An 18,182-nucleotide genomic window follows, 5' to 3' on the forward strand; every position below is an offset into this window, starting at 1 on the left:
CAACCGCCAATCTTGAAAGGAGCCTTGAATGACTGCAGATGACACCCTCTGGGATCTGGAAGAACGCTTCTGGACACAAGGCGCTGACAGTGCGCGTCACGCGACCGCAAAGGGCGCTGTCTTCGTCTTGCCCTATCCTGCCGGCATTCTTCAGGGCGATGCGCTCTGGAGAGAAAAAGACGTCGCCCAAAGGTGGCGTTCGGTCGAGATGAGCGAGCGTTACCTCTCACACCAAAACGACATTGCCGTATTGGCCTATCGTGTCTCTGCCGAACGGAGCGACGAACCGATCTACGAGGCGCTCTGCACCTCGACCTACCTGAACGACGACGGCAAGTGGCTGCGCCTTTCGCACCAGCAGACGCCGCTGAATTGATCGCGAGAGTTACCAGGCGCGGGTTCTTACGGGCGGCAATGTTCAGGCGAAGCATCGCGGGCACGGTTCACGTTCTGATCCACAAGCCTCTGTGATGCGCGCAGCCTAACCTCGGTCAGTCCGCCATCTGCGATCCTGGATCATGATTGTCTGGCGTCAGCGCTTATGGGTCCAAATAGGGCAAATTGCTAAGAGAGTGTTCTTGGCTCATCGTAACCACTGAGGAGTGGAAGATGAGACAGACAACTGGAACACGCAAAAGCCCTGGTGAACCGCCCCGGTTTTCCCGGAGGCTGATTACTCCGTTTCACGCGACTTTATCGAACTCGTTGCATTGTTCATAGAACTTCTCCTCGGCCTCTGCTGGCGGGATGTTTCCGATTGGCTGAAGTAGCCGTCGGTTGTTGAACCAGTCGACCCATTTCAGGGTTTCCCATTCGACGGCATCGGCGGTTTTCCAGGGATCCAGCCGGTGGATGACCTCGGCCTTGAACAACCCGATAATCGTCTCTGCCAGGGCGTTGTCATAGCTGTCACCGACGCTGCCGACCGAGGGCTCGATCCCGGCCTCGGCCAAGCGCTCGGTATAGCGGATCGACACATACTGGCTGCCCCGGTCGCTGTGATGGATGAGATCCCCAGCCGGTCGCCGCTCATAGAGCGCCTGTTCCAGCGCATCCAGAACGAACTGAGTCTGCGGGGATCGCGATGCACGCCAGCCGACGATGCGGTTGGCGAAGGTGTCAATCACGAAGGCAACATAGACAAATCCCTGCCATGTCGAGAGGTAGGTAAAGTCACTGACCCAGAGCGTATTCGGGGCCGGCGCCCGGAATTGCCGGTTAACCATGTCGCGCGGGCATGGCAGCGCCTTGTCCTGCCTGGTCGTCTTCTGTGCCTTGCCACGAACAACGCCCTGAAGGCGACCATCTCGACATCGGGGAACATGCTGTGTTTGACGTTGATCGAGGTGATGTTGCCGCTGTCGTCGGTGTTGACGAAGAGGACACCGCAGGGGTCCCAGAAGTTCTTGCCGTCTTTTTCGCCAGATTTGACGTTCAGTTTCAGAGTTTGAGTAGCCATTTTTTAATCCTCACTTTGAGTGTTTCGATGAACATGGCCAAAGCTGGCACCAAGAGGCTGTCAGCGAGAAACTTGCCTCGCGAGGAATGCGCTGGCGCAGGGGAATTTTCTTGTTGAAGTGGTGCTTGCCCAGCGTCTGACACGGCTGCCCGCTTATGTTCAGCAATAAGAAACACGGCGGTGAGGATCTGAGTTTGGCCGTCAATCTCTGGGCTGGCCCGTCAAAACAGGCCCGGAACGCTGCGACTCCTGTACTGGGCCTGCCGATTGCTCGCAGCCAATATGATCCACCGATCATAAAGCAGAAATATGATCTGCGGATCATCCGGCATGAAAGGCAGCCGCCCGACGTCGCACGCCAGCAACAATGGCTTCCGCCAATGGCTGTGGAAACCCATCCGGCAGGTCGGCGAGTGTCTTTTCCAGGGCGGGTTCAAGCTCTGTCGCGACGTTCGACAAGACCTCTTCCGCCAGCGTGACACCAAAGCCTGCCGCCTTTGCAGCCTGCAGGAAATGACGCGGCACCACCTCGTTGATCCGGTAGTGTCCGTCGACGGCCATCGCTAGGCGCATCCGGTTCTGGCGGATTTGACCGTCATCCACGGCTTTCTGGGCGCTCAGCACATCATAAAGAGGGGTCATGCGGAAACCTCCGGGGCGCAATGCAATGCTGAAGTTCTTTGCGTGCCCGTCCGTCGCTCCAAAAAGCCAAAACAGCACCTGCGCGCGGAAGAAGGCACGCTGATCTGCTTCAGGGTCATCACTACCAGTCAACAACCCGATCCCTTCAGTGATCCCCGGCCCGCCATCCATTTGGTATTTCTGGCTGGGTGGAACTGTGAGCGCCTGGCAAAAGTCTTCCTGCGGGAGGCGGATCAACCGGCCATCTTTGGTCCAGCGCCGATCGAACCGGGTCACAACAAGGCTCCGCACGTCCTCGAAGTCGGCAATCTCGACTTCAGCCACATCCATGCCCATGGCCCGACAGAGGTTCATGCAGAGAAATTCGTTCTCAACGCTGTCGGACAAATCGATCCCCGCTGGCAAAACACCAAGCTGGGTCTTGAGAATATGGGTTGTGGGGGTGAGCCCCGATGGACGGATCCACACGCCCTCGTGGCGCAACAACGCCGTTTTCTCCTGCGCCCCGGCGATGGAAATGCGGAAGTCGTCTTCCTCATCCAAGCCTAGCGGAGCGCTTGCGAGGTTGCGCAGCATATCCGCAATTTGCGCCTCAGATACGGGCTCTCCCTCGAGTGGGCCAACCTCGGGGACCTCACCGGAGACGAATTGCAAGGCCCCAACGCAATCGCGCCCAATCTTCTCCAGCATGTGCCATGCGTCCGTGCCGCCTGCACGCACCCGAGCAGCGACGCGCTCACGTATCGCCTGATTGTCAGGAAGCAGATTCTCCAAATAGGCAATGACAGGACCGCCTTGGTGCGCCTCCTCGCGCAAAGGCAGGGACAGAGAGATGGGCATGGCGTGTTCCCAAGAAAGCCAGTCCGGATCATAGGTGAAGCTGATTGCGCCCGAACCCGCGAGACGCAAAGCCCCAACCAGTTTTCCATTCAGAAGCACCTTCATCGTGCCGCTACGCCCGCGTTTCGCCATCAGAAGATATCCTCAATCTCTAGCGAGCCACCGCGCTCCACCAAGCGAAACTCAAGTCCAAGTGCCGCCATGACAGCGAGCACTGTGGCGAGCTTGGTTCCCGCGTCGCCATTCTCCAGCGATGAAATCGTCGCGACGCGCAAATTCGTGCGCGCGCTGATATCGCTTTGGGTCCAGCCGCGCGCCTTGCGCGTCCGGCGGAGTGCCTCGCCGATCTGCTCGGCCGTTCGTGCTGTGAGGTCCATGATGTGGCTCCTTTTACGGCGTAGCGTAAATCAAAATAAATTACGCTGCAACGTAAATATCTACTTTTTACGCCACGGCGTAACAATCGAGCCGCACTTATGCCTGCAGCCCCGCAGCGCGCACCTGCTCGGGCGTCACCAGCTTTGACGAGATCAAGCCCTCAATCTGCCGGTTTGTAATGTGGCGGCAAAGAGGGTGGCGTTCACGGATCCACTCGGCGAGGCTAGCGCGACCTTTGGCTTCGGCCTCTCGCGCCTTCTCCCGGTCCGCCTGTATCTGGGCAAGCCCCTTCTCCCATCGGCGCATCTTGAACCAATTGTCCGAGAAACAGACCTTGCTACGTGTGTAGCCCTCGGTTTCCTTCGCATAGGCTTTGACCGCCTGCTGCAAGTCATCGGGCTTTACCCCTGCCTTCACGGCGGCTGCGATCAGGCGCAACGTAGTTAGTCGGTCTCGGATCCTGTCTTCGGGATAGGCCGCTAAGATCTTCTCAGCTTCAAGATCTTCAACCTCCTCCGCCGCCTCGCGCCTGCGCGTAGGTGGTTTATGGATGGTTTTAGGATGGTTTGGGGTCCACCGTGAACCCCGTACCCCGTTCACCGTGGACCCCGTACCGGGTTCAGGCTGGACGGGGTTCACAGTGACCCCCGTGTCGATGTCGGGCTCAGCCGTGGGTTCGAGCGCGGCCACGCGCTCCAGAACGATACGGTAAATGACCGTATAGCCGTTCTTGCAGTGCCGCCGCCCCGTCTCGATCAGAATGCCTTCGCGCAGGAAGTCGATGATGGTGCGCTTGACCGTGCTCTCGCTGAGCTCTGTGTGGCGCTGAATTGTCCCCTTCGAACACCAGATGCCCGAGCCGTCATCGCTCGCCTTGTCCGCCAAGAACATAATGATCTGCTTGCGCGCGGCGCTGCCGAAGCGACGCTCTGCGCATTCATTTGCAACCGCCCAACTCATCGAATTATCCCAAGGTTAGAAACGATTTTAAGAGCATTCTGGCACGCAAACAGCGTTGAAACTTTCGCTTTTTGTTCACTTTTTGTCAGGAGGTGTTTTGCACCCATAAGCCGTTGTTTTTGCGACCGTTCTTTCTGGATTGCAAATCCGTGTACACCGGTTCGATTCCGGTACTCGCCTCCAAAATCGGACCGAAACAAAGCTCGCTCGAAAAATTTACTTATTTTTTCCAGTTGGTTACTCAAAAATTCAATTGACTGTCGTCAGAGATCCCGCAACAGAGACTAAATCGAACCGTTTATCGGAACGCGCTAGAGGATTGCAATGGGGATCGTCAATGATCGGGGCCGTTACTATTGGGTGAAGCGCGTTCCCAAGCGTTTCAAAGGACTTGTTCGCGGCCAAGATGGACAACCGATCACCCAGGTGCGACAAGCCCTTCATACAGACAGCAAAGCTGAGGCATTGGCTAAAGCTGCCCAAATTGAGGTCGCACGAATGGCGGAATGGGAAGCTCTGGCCGCTGGTGATAGCGGCACGGCCCGCGCGCACTACGAGTCGGCAAAGAAACTTGCTGGAGTGCGAGGTTTTCAATATCGCGCACTGAACACCCTACTTAGTTCGCCAATTGAAGAAATCGTTGGTCGACTAAATTCCCTTGGCACACGTAAAAAGCTTGAAACATCCTAAGTAGTCCGAGCCGTTCTTGGGACTGTGCCGGTCACTCGCCCTGATCTCGAGAGTGTCCTCAATGAGTACATCGACCTAACTAAAACCCGTCACTTGAGTAAATCAGATGCGCAAAAGCGCCGTTGGAAATTGCCCAAAGAGCGGGCAGTCAGGAACTTCGTCTCGGTCGTGTTCCCATCCCATTCACCGCCGATTGATCAAATCACACGCTCAGATGCGTTGAAGTTCCGGAATTGGTGGTCGGAACGCATCGAGATTGATGGTCTGACAGCGCAAACTGCTAACAAAGACTTTGGGCACTTGGCAGAGATTTGGGGAACTTGGTGTGAGCTAACCGCGACCCATCTGGAAAACCCGTTTTCCAAGTTGGCTCTGGACGGCGCAAAGGAGATACAACGCCCATCTTTCAGCCGAGAATGGCTTCAGGACCGACTATTGGCGAAAGGAGCGTTTGACGGTTTAAATTCAGAGGCAGCCGATATCCTGCTGGTCATGATCAACACTGGCCTAAGGCCCTCCGAGGTCACGGACGCACCCCTTGAGGACTTCTGTATTCAAGAAAACATACCTTTTATCAGAATTGCCCCCAATGGGCGCGAGTTGAAAGTTGCACATACACGGCGCGAAATTCCGCTACTGGGCGCGTCCCTAGAGGCCGCGCGACGAATAGTAGCGCGTGGCGGCATCCAGAAATACGTCCGCAAAGCTTCGGGTTGGTCAGCGTTAGTCAACAAATACATGGGGAACAATGGCTTGAAGGAAACGCCGCGCCACACTGCTTATAGTTTAAGACACTACGTTGAAGATGCGCTTTTACACGCAGGCGTAGACGACCGGATACGCGCCGACATCCTTGGACACAAGTATCATCGTCCTGTTTATGGAGATGGCGGCGGCCTCGTAGGTCGTCGCGATGCTTTAGACAAAATCGCTCTTTAGGCGGCCATTCAAATCCAAGGGTTGCCCAATCTCCGTCAGTTGCTGGCATTCCCAATGCGCCGCCTTCCCCGTTGGAAAGAAAATCGGAAACAACTCACGGTCGACCGGGGAGTTTCCAAGACTATGAGCCAGCTTCCCGAACCGCGATGCAAACATGTGCCGAATGAGCAAGCTGCTTAATGCCTTGCGCATAACACTCAAGCGCGGCAAAGCAGTCTTTGGTTCAGCGCTATTGGTCTATTTGGTCAGCGCCCAGCTTGGTTTGCCCGGACGAGACAGATGAAGATCGCCTCTGTTGGCTCGGGGTATCGAGGGCACCTCCGCTCGCCGGGCCGCGTAGCGGCTGAAGCAGCATTCGGTCGAGCCAGAGGTCTCGGCGTGTGCGAAACTGCTTGATGCCGACTTCCATGCCCTTGTGCCCCTTCTTGGGTTGCGCAACGTAAGTGCCTGGAAGTCGGTCCCACCACGGTAGATTAAAGCCAAAGTTCGAGTTGGTCTCGCTTGGATCGACTGAATGGTGGACTCGGTGCATGTCTGGATTGACGACGATCCATCTGAGAACTCGATCCACCGGACGCGGCAAATCAATGTTTGCGTGATTGAAAAGCGCGGTAGCGTTCAGGGTCACCTCGAAAAGGAGCACGGCGACAGCGGGCGGCCCCAAGGTTGCTACGACCGCTAGCTTGATCCCCATCGAGATGAGGATTTCTACCGGATGGAAACGCAAGCCAGTAGTCGCGTCAAAATCAAGGTCGGCGTGATGCATCCGGTGCAGACGCCAAAGCCCCGGTACGGCGTGGAACATCACATGCTGAAGATAAATTGCGAGATCTAGAAGCAGCATGGAGACCACGATGGCAACCCAAACCGGCGCCTCGATGTTATTGAAGAGCCCCCATCCGCGATCCTCGGCCATGGCTGCGAGGCCAACTGCGAGGATTGGAAAGGTCAGCCGCAGGATGGCGGTGTCGAGCACCACGAGCGCAAGGTTGTTTGTCCATCGGATAACGCTCGGAATATCCCGTCTTCGCCGGGGTGCGGCCACTTCCCAAAGTGCCATCGCCGCCAGGACGGATAGGAAGGCAATAAGGTGGATAGTTGGTTCAGCAGCTAGGATTGTGTCGGACATGGACATCCACTATTCGGGTTTCCGTCGCGATAGAATTGCAAGCTGTTCTAGGCGACGACCGCTCCAATGTAACGCAGACCTGCAAGCGATACCATCTGAGGGCGGTTTGGTCCGCTTAGCGGAACTTCCGATGGTTTTCGGGAATGACCGTTTCCGGCAGGAAGCAGACATTTAAGTCGAAAAACCGAGTCGATATTGTGTGATGTCTGCTTTCACCGAGACCGGGCATTCAGCAAAATAGGTTTTATGTCCGAGTTTCGGACAAAGCGGACCTTAGCCCGATTGCCTGTACTAGCGTATTGATATTGGTTCACCGCGCTCGAAGCGTGCTAAGGAACGCAATCAAAGCGACCCTTTCGGCGTCCGATAGATCCGGCATCAATGCCATCTCTGTTCCGGGAACACGCCCTACGGGATCGGCGATGAATTGATTGAGTTCTGAGATGTTCCAATCACCGGATAGGGAAGCCATTGCGTTTGAGTATTTTTAACCTTCAACACCCGCTTTGGTGCGTCCGACAACACCTATGAGCGACGGACCGTGATTGTGCGCTCCGGATGGCACGGTTCCTTCTTCGATAATATGGCATTGCGTACAACCAATCGCTGAAATCCGCCCGAGCTCAAGGTCGGCGATCGCCAATTCAGTTTCGGATATGGGCGGCGGTTCGATTGGTTGTGCACCGCTTTCTGAGAGAAACGAAATCATCTCTGCCTTATCTTTTATTGTGACCAGATGGATCGGCGGCACACCCCAAAACTCTCGTGCATTTACATTTGCACCATAAGCGACAAGAACTTTGGCGGCGTCCAGTGAGCCTCTCTCGGCAGCATTATGAAGCGGAGTATAGTCTTTATCGCCGGCCTGTGCGCTTGGGCCTGCTCCCGCCTTCAGTAAAAGTTCAACTATCTTTTCATGGTTGCCACGGGCTGCCTTTTGCAACGGACTACCAAAGTCGAGCGCTGCGTTGGCATCTGCGCCATGTTCGAGAAGGATTGCAACAATGTCGGTATGGCCGGATTGAGCGGCGAAGAACAAAGGCCGCTCCAAACTGGTTGGATCAACGCTTCCTTCGGCAGCGAGCGACGCCTCCAGCGCCTCGGCATCACCATTACAGGCCGCCTGCAAAATATCATCTGCCTGAGCAACCTGCGAAAACAGAGCCACCGTTAGAACCGGGAAAAGGAACAAATTGGCGATACTGAAACGTAGCATCAAGAAATCCTCCGTCAGTCGTAGCTGCGCCAACTATATCATAACTCGCCGCAGTTCACCGCCATGCCATTACTTTACCGTTTTACAAAACCAGTTGACTTAGACTGCCCAATGGTCGGGTCCGCTCTGGGCTCGTAGCAGTCATCGGATTCGGCGCCGTATCTGCCAAATCACGGCGTCCGTCCCCGTCACGCCCGGCCCATTCCCGCCGTTGACCCACAGTTTGTCATGCCGCGGCGCGGCCCGTCGAACCTGCCGTTCGCTGCAAGCGCAAAATCTCAGGCCAGCCAATTTCGCACAATGCGGACAAAGTCGCCTTCAAAGGCAAAACATCAAACGCGTGCAGCCAATCAGCCAGTCGTGTAAATCTAGAACGCGGTGGCAAGAGCCGGAATTGTAGACTGACCCGAAGATAAATGAAAGCAGACGCCATTCATTGAATAGTCAGTTCATTTTGAAAGCGTTTTTCTTGATTAGTGCCGCGTATCTCAGCATGATCCAAAGATGTCGGCTGAAATAGACAAATGGTTAATTGATCTCGACCTGAGTCAGTACGCAGATGTTTTTGCGGAAAACGATATTGATGCGCGTGTTCTGCCACTACTATCTGGCGACGACTTAAAAGAGCTCGGAGTAAGCCTTGGTCACCGCAAAATCATCCTCGCTGCAATTCACGAGCTAGTCGGCCAACAGCACGCAACCTCGCCGTCACAAGCAGCTCGTGAACAAGCGCCCACCTCAGTCAATTTACAAAGTGATGATCCGCGCAAACAGAAGCATGTCGAACCGCCTACTGCAGAGAGGCGTCACGTAACTGTTTTGTTTGCCGATCTTGTCGGTTCGACTGAACTCACCAATCGCTTTGATCCCGAAGACATGCGGGACTTGCTACAGAACTATCAAGATGCCGTTGCAGGAGCCGTGAGCCGATATGGTGGCTACGTTGCAAAGTATTTGGGCGATGGTCTGCTCGTGTTTTTCGGATGGCCGCGGGCTTTCGAAGATCACGCAATTCGGGCGGTAAAAGCTAGTCTTGAGTCTGTTCACCGAGTCAAAGAACTCAAAACGCCTGACGGAGAGCCTTTGTCAGTCAGACTGGGAGTTGCGAGTGGTGATGTTGTGGTCGGCGATACCATTGGCGAAAATACATATGAGGAGGGGGCCATGACTGGTCCGGTCGTCAATCTTGCGGCACGGATTCAAGAACATGCAGAGCCAAACTCAGTCGTTTTGTCAGTTGAGGAAACCGAGGCAGCTTTACATCGGATATTTGAGTTTAAATCTCTTGGGCAGGCAGAGCTCAAGGGGTTTGCTGAACCACGTAGTCTTCAGAAAGTGATGTCAGAACGCAGCGCGGAAAGCCGGTTTCAGGCCTCACATCGAGACGATGTCGACAGCGTCATGGTTGGCCGGGACTACGAAAAGGGAATTTTACTGCAATCATGGCAACGTGCTCAGAATGGCCACGGAGACGTTGTTCTGCTCTCCGGTGAAGCCGGAATAGGAAAGTCGCGGCTTACAGAGGAATTCCTTGCTGTAATCACCGAAAACGACGAAGCCGATGTCATAAGGCTGAACTGTTCCCCCTATCTCAGCAGCAGCCCCTTTCATCCGGTAGCCCAACGAATATCCCAGGATGCGGGTGTTGAACCGGACTTTGATGACAATCTGATCCTTGAGCATGTCAGAAAAATGCTCGAAGGACGACCAGGGTTGGACTGGGAACAAGTTCTGCCTGTCTTTGCAGCGTTGGTCGCACCTCGTAGTGCCCTCGCCCAAAAGGTGCTCGAGATGTCACCGCAGGAGCAGCGCGACATAACAATCCAAACATTGATCCACACGGTGCAGGTGCGGTCAAGCGTACGTCCGGTTATGCTGTGCGTAGAAGATGCTCATTGGATCGATCCTTCCACACAAGCATTGTTGGAGCGGTTTAAGTCGATATGCACCGATCTTCCTCTGATGATCTTGATAACCCACAGACCCGGGTGGGAATTGGCCCGTGATGATGGGGACACACACGTTCAGTCTCTGGTTTTGCGCCGTTTCGATTCTGCGCATGTCTCAAACCTTGTCGAAAATATTACAGGCAAGAGACCGGACGAAGCTCTGATCTCTACAATAGTTGAAAAAACCGATGGGGTTCCTTTGTTCGTGGAAGAAGTGACCCGAGCCATTGTCGAATCCGGCGAGCAGGGGCAAGGCCACATACCATCGTCATTGAAAGGCGCGTTGATGGCGCGGCTCGACGCAGTTTCGCCAGAGGCAAAACAGGTCGCCCTTACTGGTTCGGTTATTGGCCGGGAGTTTGAGCCGGGCATACTATGTGCCGCGAAAGGCTTTGAAGAATCTGATATCAACAAAAGCCTCGAAGAGCTTTCGCGAACAGGCCTGATCTTTGAAAGCGGGCACAATCGCGGGCACTTCGTTTTCCGCCATGCACTTATTCGCGATACCGCCTATCAATCCATGTTGAGTTCAACTCGGAGACAACAGCACGCAGACGTGGCGCGTGCTTTGATGCGGATAAGGTCATCTGAGATTGAGCGCCGCCCTGAACTTATCGCGCGCCACCTATCTGAGGCTGAGGACTGGAGTGCCGCGTTTGAAAAATGGCAGGTTGCGACAGAAATGGCGTTGGTGCGATCCGCGAGCCAAGAAGCGATGACGAACGCCAAGGAAACTTTAAGAGCTGCCGAAAAACTTGGCTCAGACACCAATACAGAATTGATCAAAGGCAAGATTCTAGTCGGCCGCAGCCATGACAGTCTGGGCCAATTGCCAGAAGGGATAGCAGTTCTGAAGGACGCTTCCAACGCGGCCCGGGCTGTGAGCAACGTGGAGCTAGCGGCTGACGCGGCCAATCACTTCGCTGACTCTTGCATGATGTCCAGCGAAAGGCACAGCGAGGCGATCGAACTCTGTGATAATGCGCTGAAAGGTTTGCCCGATGATGATGAAGTCCGTCGGTGCAGATTGATGAGCCAACTTGCGCGCGCCCATATGTTTGTAGGTCAGTTTTCCGAAGGTGCCCGCTTCGGCCAGCAATCCATGGAACTGGCCGCAAAATTGGGCGACTATAAATCCCAGTTCTCAGTAATGATGATGCATTTTGGAGCACCCTTTGTTGCGCGCAAGGGAAGAGAAACCCGCCATTGGCGCGAAAATCTGGAGGCTATGCATGGTGTGGCCGAGCATCTTGGCAGTATCGATCAGGGTCGAGACCGGACTCTCAGCTTGTTTGTAGGTGCCGAGATGGCAGACCGTGAGTTGATGGACCATTCTCTGGGCTTGCTCACCGAGATTTCGGAAAAGGACAATCATTTGCAACTCTACTGGGTTCAGAAACACGCACAGGCCATGGTTGCAATTATGGACGGCGATTTTGGCCAAGCGGAAAAACACGCCACCGAGGCCGTGAAGATCGGTCGAAAGACCCATGGGGAGCATGTTGAGGGCGTCTACGGGGTTCAGATGTTCACTATCCGCCGCGAGCAAAACCGGCTGCACGAGGTCGCGCCTGTGATCAAGAAATTGATGACGGACAGTCCCGAAGACATTTCGTGGAGACCAGGATTTGGCCTTATCGCGGCCGAGCTCGGATACAAGGAACCCGCTGAACGTATACTGAATGAAATGGCCGACAATGGCTTCGATCTTCCACTCGACGCTATGTATTCAACGACCTTATCTTATCTGACTGACATATGTGTCGCCATTGAACATCAGGAACATGCCAAGACGCTCTATGATTTACTGGCTCCGTACGAAGAACTGACGATTACTGCAGGGGCAACGACGGTGTGCGCAGGTGCGGCGGCGCGACGCCTCGGCAGTTTGGGCACGGTTTTGAAAGACTGGGATGCTGCTGAGATGATGTTCCAGAAGGCTATAGAAATTGACACTCGCATGAAATGCCCACCCTGGATCGCTCACAGCAAGACAGCTTATGCATCAGCATTGAGGCGAAGGGGACGCCCGAAGGATGTGGAACAGGCGTTTCAACTGGAAGGCGAAGCGTTGGCAATTTCGCAAGATTTGGGTATGGTTTCCCTAAAGTCAAAGCTCGAAGGAGTAGCGAGTTAAGGCACTTGAATTATTTGGGGGACTTTATGCCTAGGTACATAATTGAACGAAACTTTGCCGAGCAACTAAACGTCAGCGATGATGACAAAATTCACATCAAAGAAATCAATGACGAAGTCGGCGTTGAATGGATATTTTCATTTCTAAGTGCAGATAAGCGCAAAACATACTGCTTGTACGAAGCCCCTGATGAGGAGAGCCTCAGGAAGGCGGCTGAGCGCCTGAATATTCCTGCCGATGTCATAACACCCGTGGATCGGATTGATCCGGCAATATTCGCCTGACCGGCAGCCATTTTTTCCCAACTCAATGAAACGACTTCGCGAGACAACGCGACGGAAATAGCAATTAGCTGAGGCAGCCCTGCAAGAAGCCTGACCTGACTATTGGGAGGCTTACGCATGTTTGACCTGAAAACACTCGACGGAAGTACAGCTATTGTGCATCAAGACACCTTGGACGCTCTTGATGCATCACTTCGCGGCGGGGTCTACCAGAAAGGCACCCCGGAATACGAAGACGCAAGAACAACGTGGAACAGCATGTTCGAACGTTACCCAGGTTTCGTGATCCGCGCTCTGGGGGCAAGCGATGTGCAGAAGGCAGTGAATTTCGTGCGAGAGACCGACCTCGTTATGTCAGTTCGGTCAGGTGGGCATCAGATTGCTGGGCACGCTGTCGCAGATGAAACTGTGATGCTCGATCTGTCCCAGATGCGATCTGTTCACGTCGACCCTGTCAACAAGACCGCTCGGGTTGCGCCGGGAGCACTGCTTGGAGATGTGGATCGCGAAACTCAGGCCCATGGGCTTGCCGTTCCCGTTGGCATCAACTCAACCACGGGCATCGCGGGCCTCACTCTTGGCGGCGGCTTTGGATGGACCACTCGGAAATTTGGCATGACGATCGACAACCTGCTCTCAGCGGAAGTCGTGACTGCGGACGGAGCTATTGTAACTGCATCCCCTACAAGTCACCCTGAACTTTTCTGGGCTATCCGCGGTGGGGGTGGAAACTTCGGTGTCGTAACCTCATTTGAATTCCAACTGCATGAGCTAGGACCCGATGTCCTGTCCGGCCTCATAGTTCATCCGATAGAAAATGCGCCAGAGCTCCTCGCTGAATTTGCTACGATTGCAGACAATTCCCCTGATGAGCTGACCGTTTGGAGCGTGATGCGGAAAGCGCCTCCTCTACCGTTTCTGCCAGCTGAGTGGCATGGGCGAGAGGTGCTGGTCTTTGCAGCCTGCTATAGCGGGCCGATGGAGGAAGGTGAAAAAGCTATGGCAGCATTACGCGCACTAGGTGACCCAATCGCCGATGTGATATCTCCTCACAAATTCGTAGACTGGCAGGCCGCTTTTGATCCTTTGTTGACGCCAGGCGCCAGAAATTACTGGAAGAGCCATGATTTCGATGCGCTTTCTTCAGATGCAATCTCAGGACTCTTGGAAGCGATTTCCAGCCTTCCTGACCCCGCGTGTGAAGTTTTTATTGCCCATGTGGGCGGAGCAATGGCGCGCGTCGAGGCCGGTTCAACCGCTTATCCCCAAAGATCTGCTCACTTCATCATGAATGTTCACACGCGTTGGGAGGACCCCAGCAAGGATGCTCAATGTATCGAATGGGCGCGCAAGCTATACGACCAGATGCAACCGCATGCGAGCGGTAGTGCCTATGTCAATTTCATGCCGGAAGACGAAGCAGACCACATGAACGGAGCGTATGGCGAGAATGGCGAGAAACTGTCTAAGATAAAGCGTAGTTATGACCCCACCAACTTGTTCAGGATTAACCACAATATCTTGCCTGCTTGATGGAATTCAGAACTGCATAAACTGATCCAGATTGATGTTGAGAATTTTGCCTTGGCGTCGCGCCGCATTTCTAGTTGGCTAGTTTTCAAGCCAAGTGGAGCATCCAAGCGACGATCGCGCTGGTAATCATGCAACCTATGGGTTGTGGTTTCTGTAGATACGGCCAAGAAATTCAATATGTGTCCGCTTTGGGCTCGGTGCGGTCGTTCGTCGAATTGTCGTGAGTAACCGCACTGCGGACATAGTTGACATTCGCCCTAGACCAATAACTCTCTTTTCGTCGCGGTCTCGCGTCTGACGTGCGCTTGACGACGCAACTCATATCAAACGATCATCGTCGAACCATTTTGCGGCGGCCCAAAGGATAACCTATGGAAGTATTTGGAAGTGATGCACAGCGACGCATGTCGACCATGGGTGAGCATCTTATCCAGCTATTGGGTGATGACCCTCGATTTTGTAGCCATGGGCGCGGTATTCAAATTGCCAACGAGTACAGCGGGGCTTTGGATGATGCCGTTGCAATGGCTCGAATACTTGGCATCACGGCGATAGAAAGCATACCGCGTCAGGAGGTGGCAAAGACGCGAGAAGTCATTGAAAGTCAGGGATTAAAAACCGACACAATAGCTTGTTATCTTGGCGGGCTGAACTGTGTTGACATTGCTCGGAAAATAATTGCCACACGGGCGTTGCCCGAGGATTTGACCGTACGTGTGATTGATCGAGACTCTCCGCCAGAATGGCTTGAAGCTTTCGCAGAAGTCGCAATGAGCCACGGTGTTCTACCGCCAATAGGGCCGGTTATGCGCGGATTGTCTCGCCCCGGATTTGCGATGGTCGTCTTTGACAGCTCAGGTGCTCCCGTTGCAACCGCGGGCTCAGTTCTGTGCCATCCGCCCAGCAGTAGGCTGCATCGTCGCGCTCAATGGGGGCAACTTTCGACCAAGCCTGAACGCATGGGCGAAGGTGTAGCAAAAGTCTTGGGAGCCAAAGCTATGATACACTCTCATGAAAAGCTTGGCGCAACTGGGTTCAAGACAGGCATTGCTCCGGGCAACGTTGCATCAGCACGGTTGTGCGAAAGACTTGGCTTGGAGGATAGCGGCAGCGACATAGTCGCGATCATCGACCCGAATGTATACTCGGAAGATCGTTTGACCAAGTGAGCCATTCGGAAGTTTGTTGTCGCGGTATATCAACGACACTCGCGCAAACCTGACTGAAACTTCTTGAAAAACTAAGATAGGACGAACTCTAGTCTGCATTGGGCTAGTTGCAGCTGCTTGCCGGAGGTTACTGGCCAATTGCTTTGCCGAATCCAAGGCCGCGTCCATGATTTCATGGAAAAATCTCCAAGGATCGCTTTGTGGGCGAAATTGCTATACGGAGCTGGATCTCACGGTACGACAGCCGCTAATTTGAAACGATAAAGTGGTATGCCGCGCACGGCTGGTGTAACACGATCTGTCCATCAAGGATCTCGACTGACCGATTGAATGTATCTTCCATGTCGGAAGAAACCTTTGCATAAGCTCTAGAACGATCTGGATCCGGCCAAACAATCTTTTTTAGGAACGCGTCGAAAGTCGGGTACTCACGAGTAAGGACGTAATCTCTTTTGTTTTCCAGCCAAAATCCGTCTACTCCGTCCAAGTGGCTAAGTGTTTCGTGTGAATGAGATCGAACGAGGGTTTCATCTTCTACCAATCGAATGACCTCAAACATTGTTCCATAAGGATAGGGCTCCACGATGTGCAACCGCCCACTGTTTCCGAGAACGCGGTGAATTTCAGTGAAAGCGTTGTGCTGAACCTCCACTGGAATGTGATGAAGAGAGAAGAACAAACACGCTAGGTCCAGTGAACCCGATTCGAGAGGTAGGTCTTCAGCAGCCCCAAGCCTGACGTCGATGTTTTTTGGTAGATTTTCTTTGGCCTTAGCAACTTTGCCCGGATCGATTTCTATTGCGATGACTTTGGCTCCTGCAGCGTACAAGTCTCGCGAATAGACGCCGTCACCCGCACCAACATCGACGACCTGAAGCCCTTCAAGTTCGCATATTGTTTTTAGGTGTTCGATGTGAGTCATGGCCAACTCCAGCAAATCTGAATGGTCTTGCAACAGATTAGCATACCAGTTCCCCTATTTCCGCTTTGGGTTCGGAGCGGAACTTAAACTCCCGCAGAAATTGCTTACCCGGTGACGTGTTGAAGATCGCTCTACGGTGGCATTTATCCAGCCTGTGAATGCACCAACGTTTACTCAGGCGAGCGTGACGAGCCACCCGCCCCAGACAATCAAAACCACGCCCAATCCTCGACTCAGAATCCGCCCGAATGGCAACGTCTTTTCCGCCACCACTACGATTGTAAGAACGGCAACCCACGGCAGGTTCATGACGCCCAACACAAACAACAGCACCATCAGCATCCAGCAGCAGCCAAGACAGTAGACCCCGTGGTGAAGCCCCATCTTCGCGGCACCAAGGGTTCCCTCTTGCCAATGAGCCGTCAGAAAACTCATGGGCGAGCGGCAATGCTCCAGGCAAGCGTTCTTGAGTGGCGTCCATTGGAACAACCCGGCGAATATAAGCATCACGCCGCCCACGGTCGGGGCAACCCTCCCCATCATGGAGGAAAGCGCGTCGCCCGCGTGCAGCCACCAATTCAATACAGTGGCCGCCAGCGAGAACCCCAGCCAAACCAACAGATACCCTGCCACAAAGCTGCCCGTTGGCACGAAGGGGCGCCCTGCGTCTTCCCGCTTCGCGCGCACCCGTTCGTAGATCATTACGGCGGGTGTGACTGAAGGCAGCATCATCGCAAACATCATCACCGCCCACATCATAAGCATGAAGACAAAGTCCGCGGCTGACCACTGCATCATCATCGGCATGGCCACGTCACCGACCAACGTCATCGAGGTCGAACCTCGCCCGAGGTAGATTGTATAGGCCCACGCCAGCGCAGAGAGCGCTACTAAGGCTGCCAACACCAGCACCCGATCCCGTCGTGCGACTCCTACAGCATTCATTATGATGGCCTGACGGTCCAGCCCGGCCTCAGCCGGCCCAGACGACTTGTCCGACCACACCCGACCGGCCTGTCCAGGTCACGGGCATATCCGCGTCGTTCCAGGTGGTGCCGTCACTAGGAGCCAGATCACCTTCATGCCCCTCATGACCGAAGGCGAGGCTGAACGCGGCGTTCTGCAGTTTCATCTTGTTGCCGAGGTCATTGACCAGACGGCGGGATTTCATCTCGCCTACACCGGCCACGCTTGCCGTTAGTTCGCTTTCAGCCTCTGTCACGCTGATCCCGGCGCGTTTGGTCTGAAGCCAGGTCGACAACAGGCTTGCTGGTACTTCCATGCCGCCGCCGGACGCCCCCTGCAAGATGGTCTCCAATGCCGCTGCCTGTGCATCGCTGGCGTTTTCGTCAATATAAACTCGTCCGGTGCCGTTCGCGTCGAATAGAGTCGGCCCGGGGAAATGAAACGAGACAATCGCATTCTGACCGGAAAGCTCCACGCCTTCATGAGAGCCCTCGCGAACGCGTATCAACAGGGATGTTGCGCAATACCCCTGGTCCATGAGCATAAGGTCGGCCTGTCCAAACCAGCATGGGCAAAGCATGTTGCAATTGCAGGTTTCGACGAGTTCCCCTGAAACATTCCAAGACATGATTTCTCCTCCCATCCCACATTTTCCACGGCTGCATTTTAGCAGAAAGGCTGCTTTTCACCAATCAACCAGAAGGTTAACCATGTCTCATCAGGGCTCAGAGCTGCCTATCCCTACAGCTTGCATGATTAGCTGGTTGGCAGCCCATGTCGGTCCTTCTTAACAAAGTCGCCATTCGTCACCAAGCGATCCAAATCGAAGTTCAAGGCCGATATCTCGTTGGGCGTCGAAGCCCCACTGATCTTATCAAGCCGGCTTAATCAATGTTTCCAGATATTCTCGAGTGTCGGCGTCCCACGAGCTGGGGTCCTCTCCATGAGCGACCACCGCGTGGAGTTCCA

At 54.3% G+C, this 18,182-nt stretch carries 16 protein-coding genes and 1 pseudogene; 7 read left to right on the plus strand and 10 right to left on the minus strand.

Annotated features, from left to right (window positions below; genetic code table 11):
- Window positions 1-28: 28 nt before the first annotated feature.
- Window positions 29-376, plus strand: a complete 348-nt coding sequence (locus tag AC2FJF_RS06055) for a hypothetical protein (RefSeq protein WP_496723822.1) — start codon at window positions 29-31, stop codon at window positions 374-376.
- A gap of 307 nt (window positions 377-683) precedes the next feature.
- Here AC2FJF_RS06055 and AC2FJF_RS06060 read toward each other — a convergent pair.
- The 4 genes and pseudogenes from AC2FJF_RS06060 to AC2FJF_RS06075 form a co-directional block, all read right to left on the minus strand.
- Window positions 684-1,364: pseudogene (locus tag AC2FJF_RS06060) on the minus strand (IS3 family transposase); the annotation flags it as partial.
- Window positions 1,365-1,780: 416 nt separating this feature from the next.
- A complete protein-coding gene (locus AC2FJF_RS06065; protein ID WP_496723824.1) occupies window positions 1,781-3,073 on the minus strand; it encodes a type II toxin-antitoxin system HipA family toxin in 1,293 nt (430 codons plus the stop codon).
- Window positions 3,073-3,318, minus strand: coding sequence for a helix-turn-helix domain-containing protein (locus AC2FJF_RS06070; RefSeq protein ID WP_036560649.1), 246 nt, complete (start codon window positions 3,316-3,318; stop codon window positions 3,073-3,075). Before AC2FJF_RS06070 ends, AC2FJF_RS06065 begins: the two co-directional genes overlap by 1 nt.
- A 97-nt stretch (window positions 3,319-3,415) precedes the next feature.
- Window positions 3,416-4,279, minus strand: a complete 864-nt coding sequence (locus tag AC2FJF_RS06075) for a hypothetical protein (protein ID WP_496723826.1) — start codon at window positions 4,277-4,279, stop codon at window positions 3,416-3,418.
- 324 nt (window positions 4,280-4,603) lie between these two features.
- Between AC2FJF_RS06075 and AC2FJF_RS06080 the strand changes: the two genes are divergently transcribed.
- On the plus strand, window positions 4,604-4,969 hold the full coding sequence (locus AC2FJF_RS06080) for a DUF6538 domain-containing protein (protein ID WP_496723827.1): 366 nt from the start codon (window positions 4,604-4,606) through the stop codon (window positions 4,967-4,969).
- Between the two features lie 93 nt (window positions 4,970-5,062).
- Entirely contained in the window at window positions 5,063-5,908 is an 846-nt protein-coding gene (locus AC2FJF_RS06085; protein ID WP_496723829.1) for a tyrosine-type recombinase/integrase, read from the plus strand.
- Between the two features lie 229 nt (window positions 5,909-6,137).
- On the opposite strand, the gene AC2FJF_RS06090 is transcribed toward AC2FJF_RS06085, so the two are convergent.
- From AC2FJF_RS06090 to AC2FJF_RS06100, 3 genes are all read right to left on the minus strand, one after another.
- Window positions 6,138-7,037 carry a sterol desaturase family protein gene (locus tag AC2FJF_RS06090; RefSeq protein WP_496723831.1) on the minus strand — a complete coding sequence of 300 codons (900 nt, stop codon included), beginning with the start codon at window positions 7,035-7,037 and terminating at the stop codon, window positions 6,138-6,140.
- 310 nt (window positions 7,038-7,347) lie between these two features.
- Window positions 7,348-7,509: a c-type cytochrome gene (locus tag AC2FJF_RS06095; RefSeq protein ID WP_496723833.1), complete on the minus strand. Its 162-nt coding sequence runs from the start codon at window positions 7,507-7,509 to the stop codon at window positions 7,348-7,350.
- A 15-nt stretch (window positions 7,510-7,524) separates the two neighbouring features.
- Window positions 7,525-8,253, minus strand: coding sequence for an ankyrin repeat domain-containing protein (locus AC2FJF_RS06100; protein ID WP_496723881.1), 729 nt, complete (start codon window positions 8,251-8,253; stop codon window positions 7,525-7,527).
- A 504-nt stretch (window positions 8,254-8,757) separates the two neighbouring features.
- Here AC2FJF_RS06100 and AC2FJF_RS06105 point away from each other — a divergent pair.
- The 4 genes from AC2FJF_RS06105 (at window position 8,758) to AC2FJF_RS06120 (ending at window position 15,325) form a co-directional block, all read left to right on the plus strand.
- Window positions 8,758-12,339, plus strand: coding sequence for an ATP-binding protein (locus AC2FJF_RS06105; RefSeq protein WP_496723835.1), 3,582 nt, complete (start codon window positions 8,758-8,760; stop codon window positions 12,337-12,339).
- Between the two features lie 26 nt (window positions 12,340-12,365).
- The gene (locus tag AC2FJF_RS06110) at window positions 12,366-12,623 is read left to right on the plus strand and encodes a DUF4242 domain-containing protein (RefSeq protein ID WP_058283661.1); all 258 of its coding nucleotides are present in this window, start codon (window positions 12,366-12,368) and stop codon (window positions 12,621-12,623) included.
- Between the two features lie 117 nt (window positions 12,624-12,740).
- Window positions 12,741-14,156 (plus strand): FAD-binding oxidoreductase, encoded by a 1,416-nt coding sequence (locus tag AC2FJF_RS06115; protein WP_496723837.1) that lies wholly within the window; start codon window positions 12,741-12,743, stop codon window positions 14,154-14,156.
- A 371-nt stretch (window positions 14,157-14,527) separates the two neighbouring features.
- Window positions 14,528-15,325 (plus strand): GNAT family N-acetyltransferase, encoded by a 798-nt coding sequence (locus tag AC2FJF_RS06120; RefSeq protein ID WP_496723839.1) that lies wholly within the window; start codon window positions 14,528-14,530, stop codon window positions 15,323-15,325.
- A gap of 247 nt (window positions 15,326-15,572) precedes the next feature.
- Here AC2FJF_RS06120 and AC2FJF_RS06125 read toward each other — a convergent pair whose 3' ends face one another.
- The 3 genes from AC2FJF_RS06125 to AC2FJF_RS06135 form a co-directional block, all read right to left on the minus strand.
- The gene (locus tag AC2FJF_RS06125) at window positions 15,573-16,247 is read right to left on the minus strand and encodes a class I SAM-dependent methyltransferase (RefSeq protein ID WP_496723841.1); all 675 of its coding nucleotides are present in this window, start codon (window positions 16,245-16,247) and stop codon (window positions 15,573-15,575) included.
- A 174-nt stretch (window positions 16,248-16,421) separates the two neighbouring features.
- Entirely contained in the window at window positions 16,422-17,192 is a 771-nt protein-coding gene (locus AC2FJF_RS06130) for a DUF2182 domain-containing protein (RefSeq protein ID WP_496723843.1), read from the minus strand.
- A gap of 28 nt (window positions 17,193-17,220) precedes the next feature.
- A complete protein-coding gene (locus AC2FJF_RS06135; protein ID WP_496723845.1) occupies window positions 17,221-17,841 on the minus strand; it encodes a DUF1326 domain-containing protein in 621 nt (206 codons plus the stop codon).
- Window positions 17,842-18,182 lie beyond the last annotated feature (341 nt).

The organism is Ruegeria sp. CDSB013 (assembly GCF_059611165.1).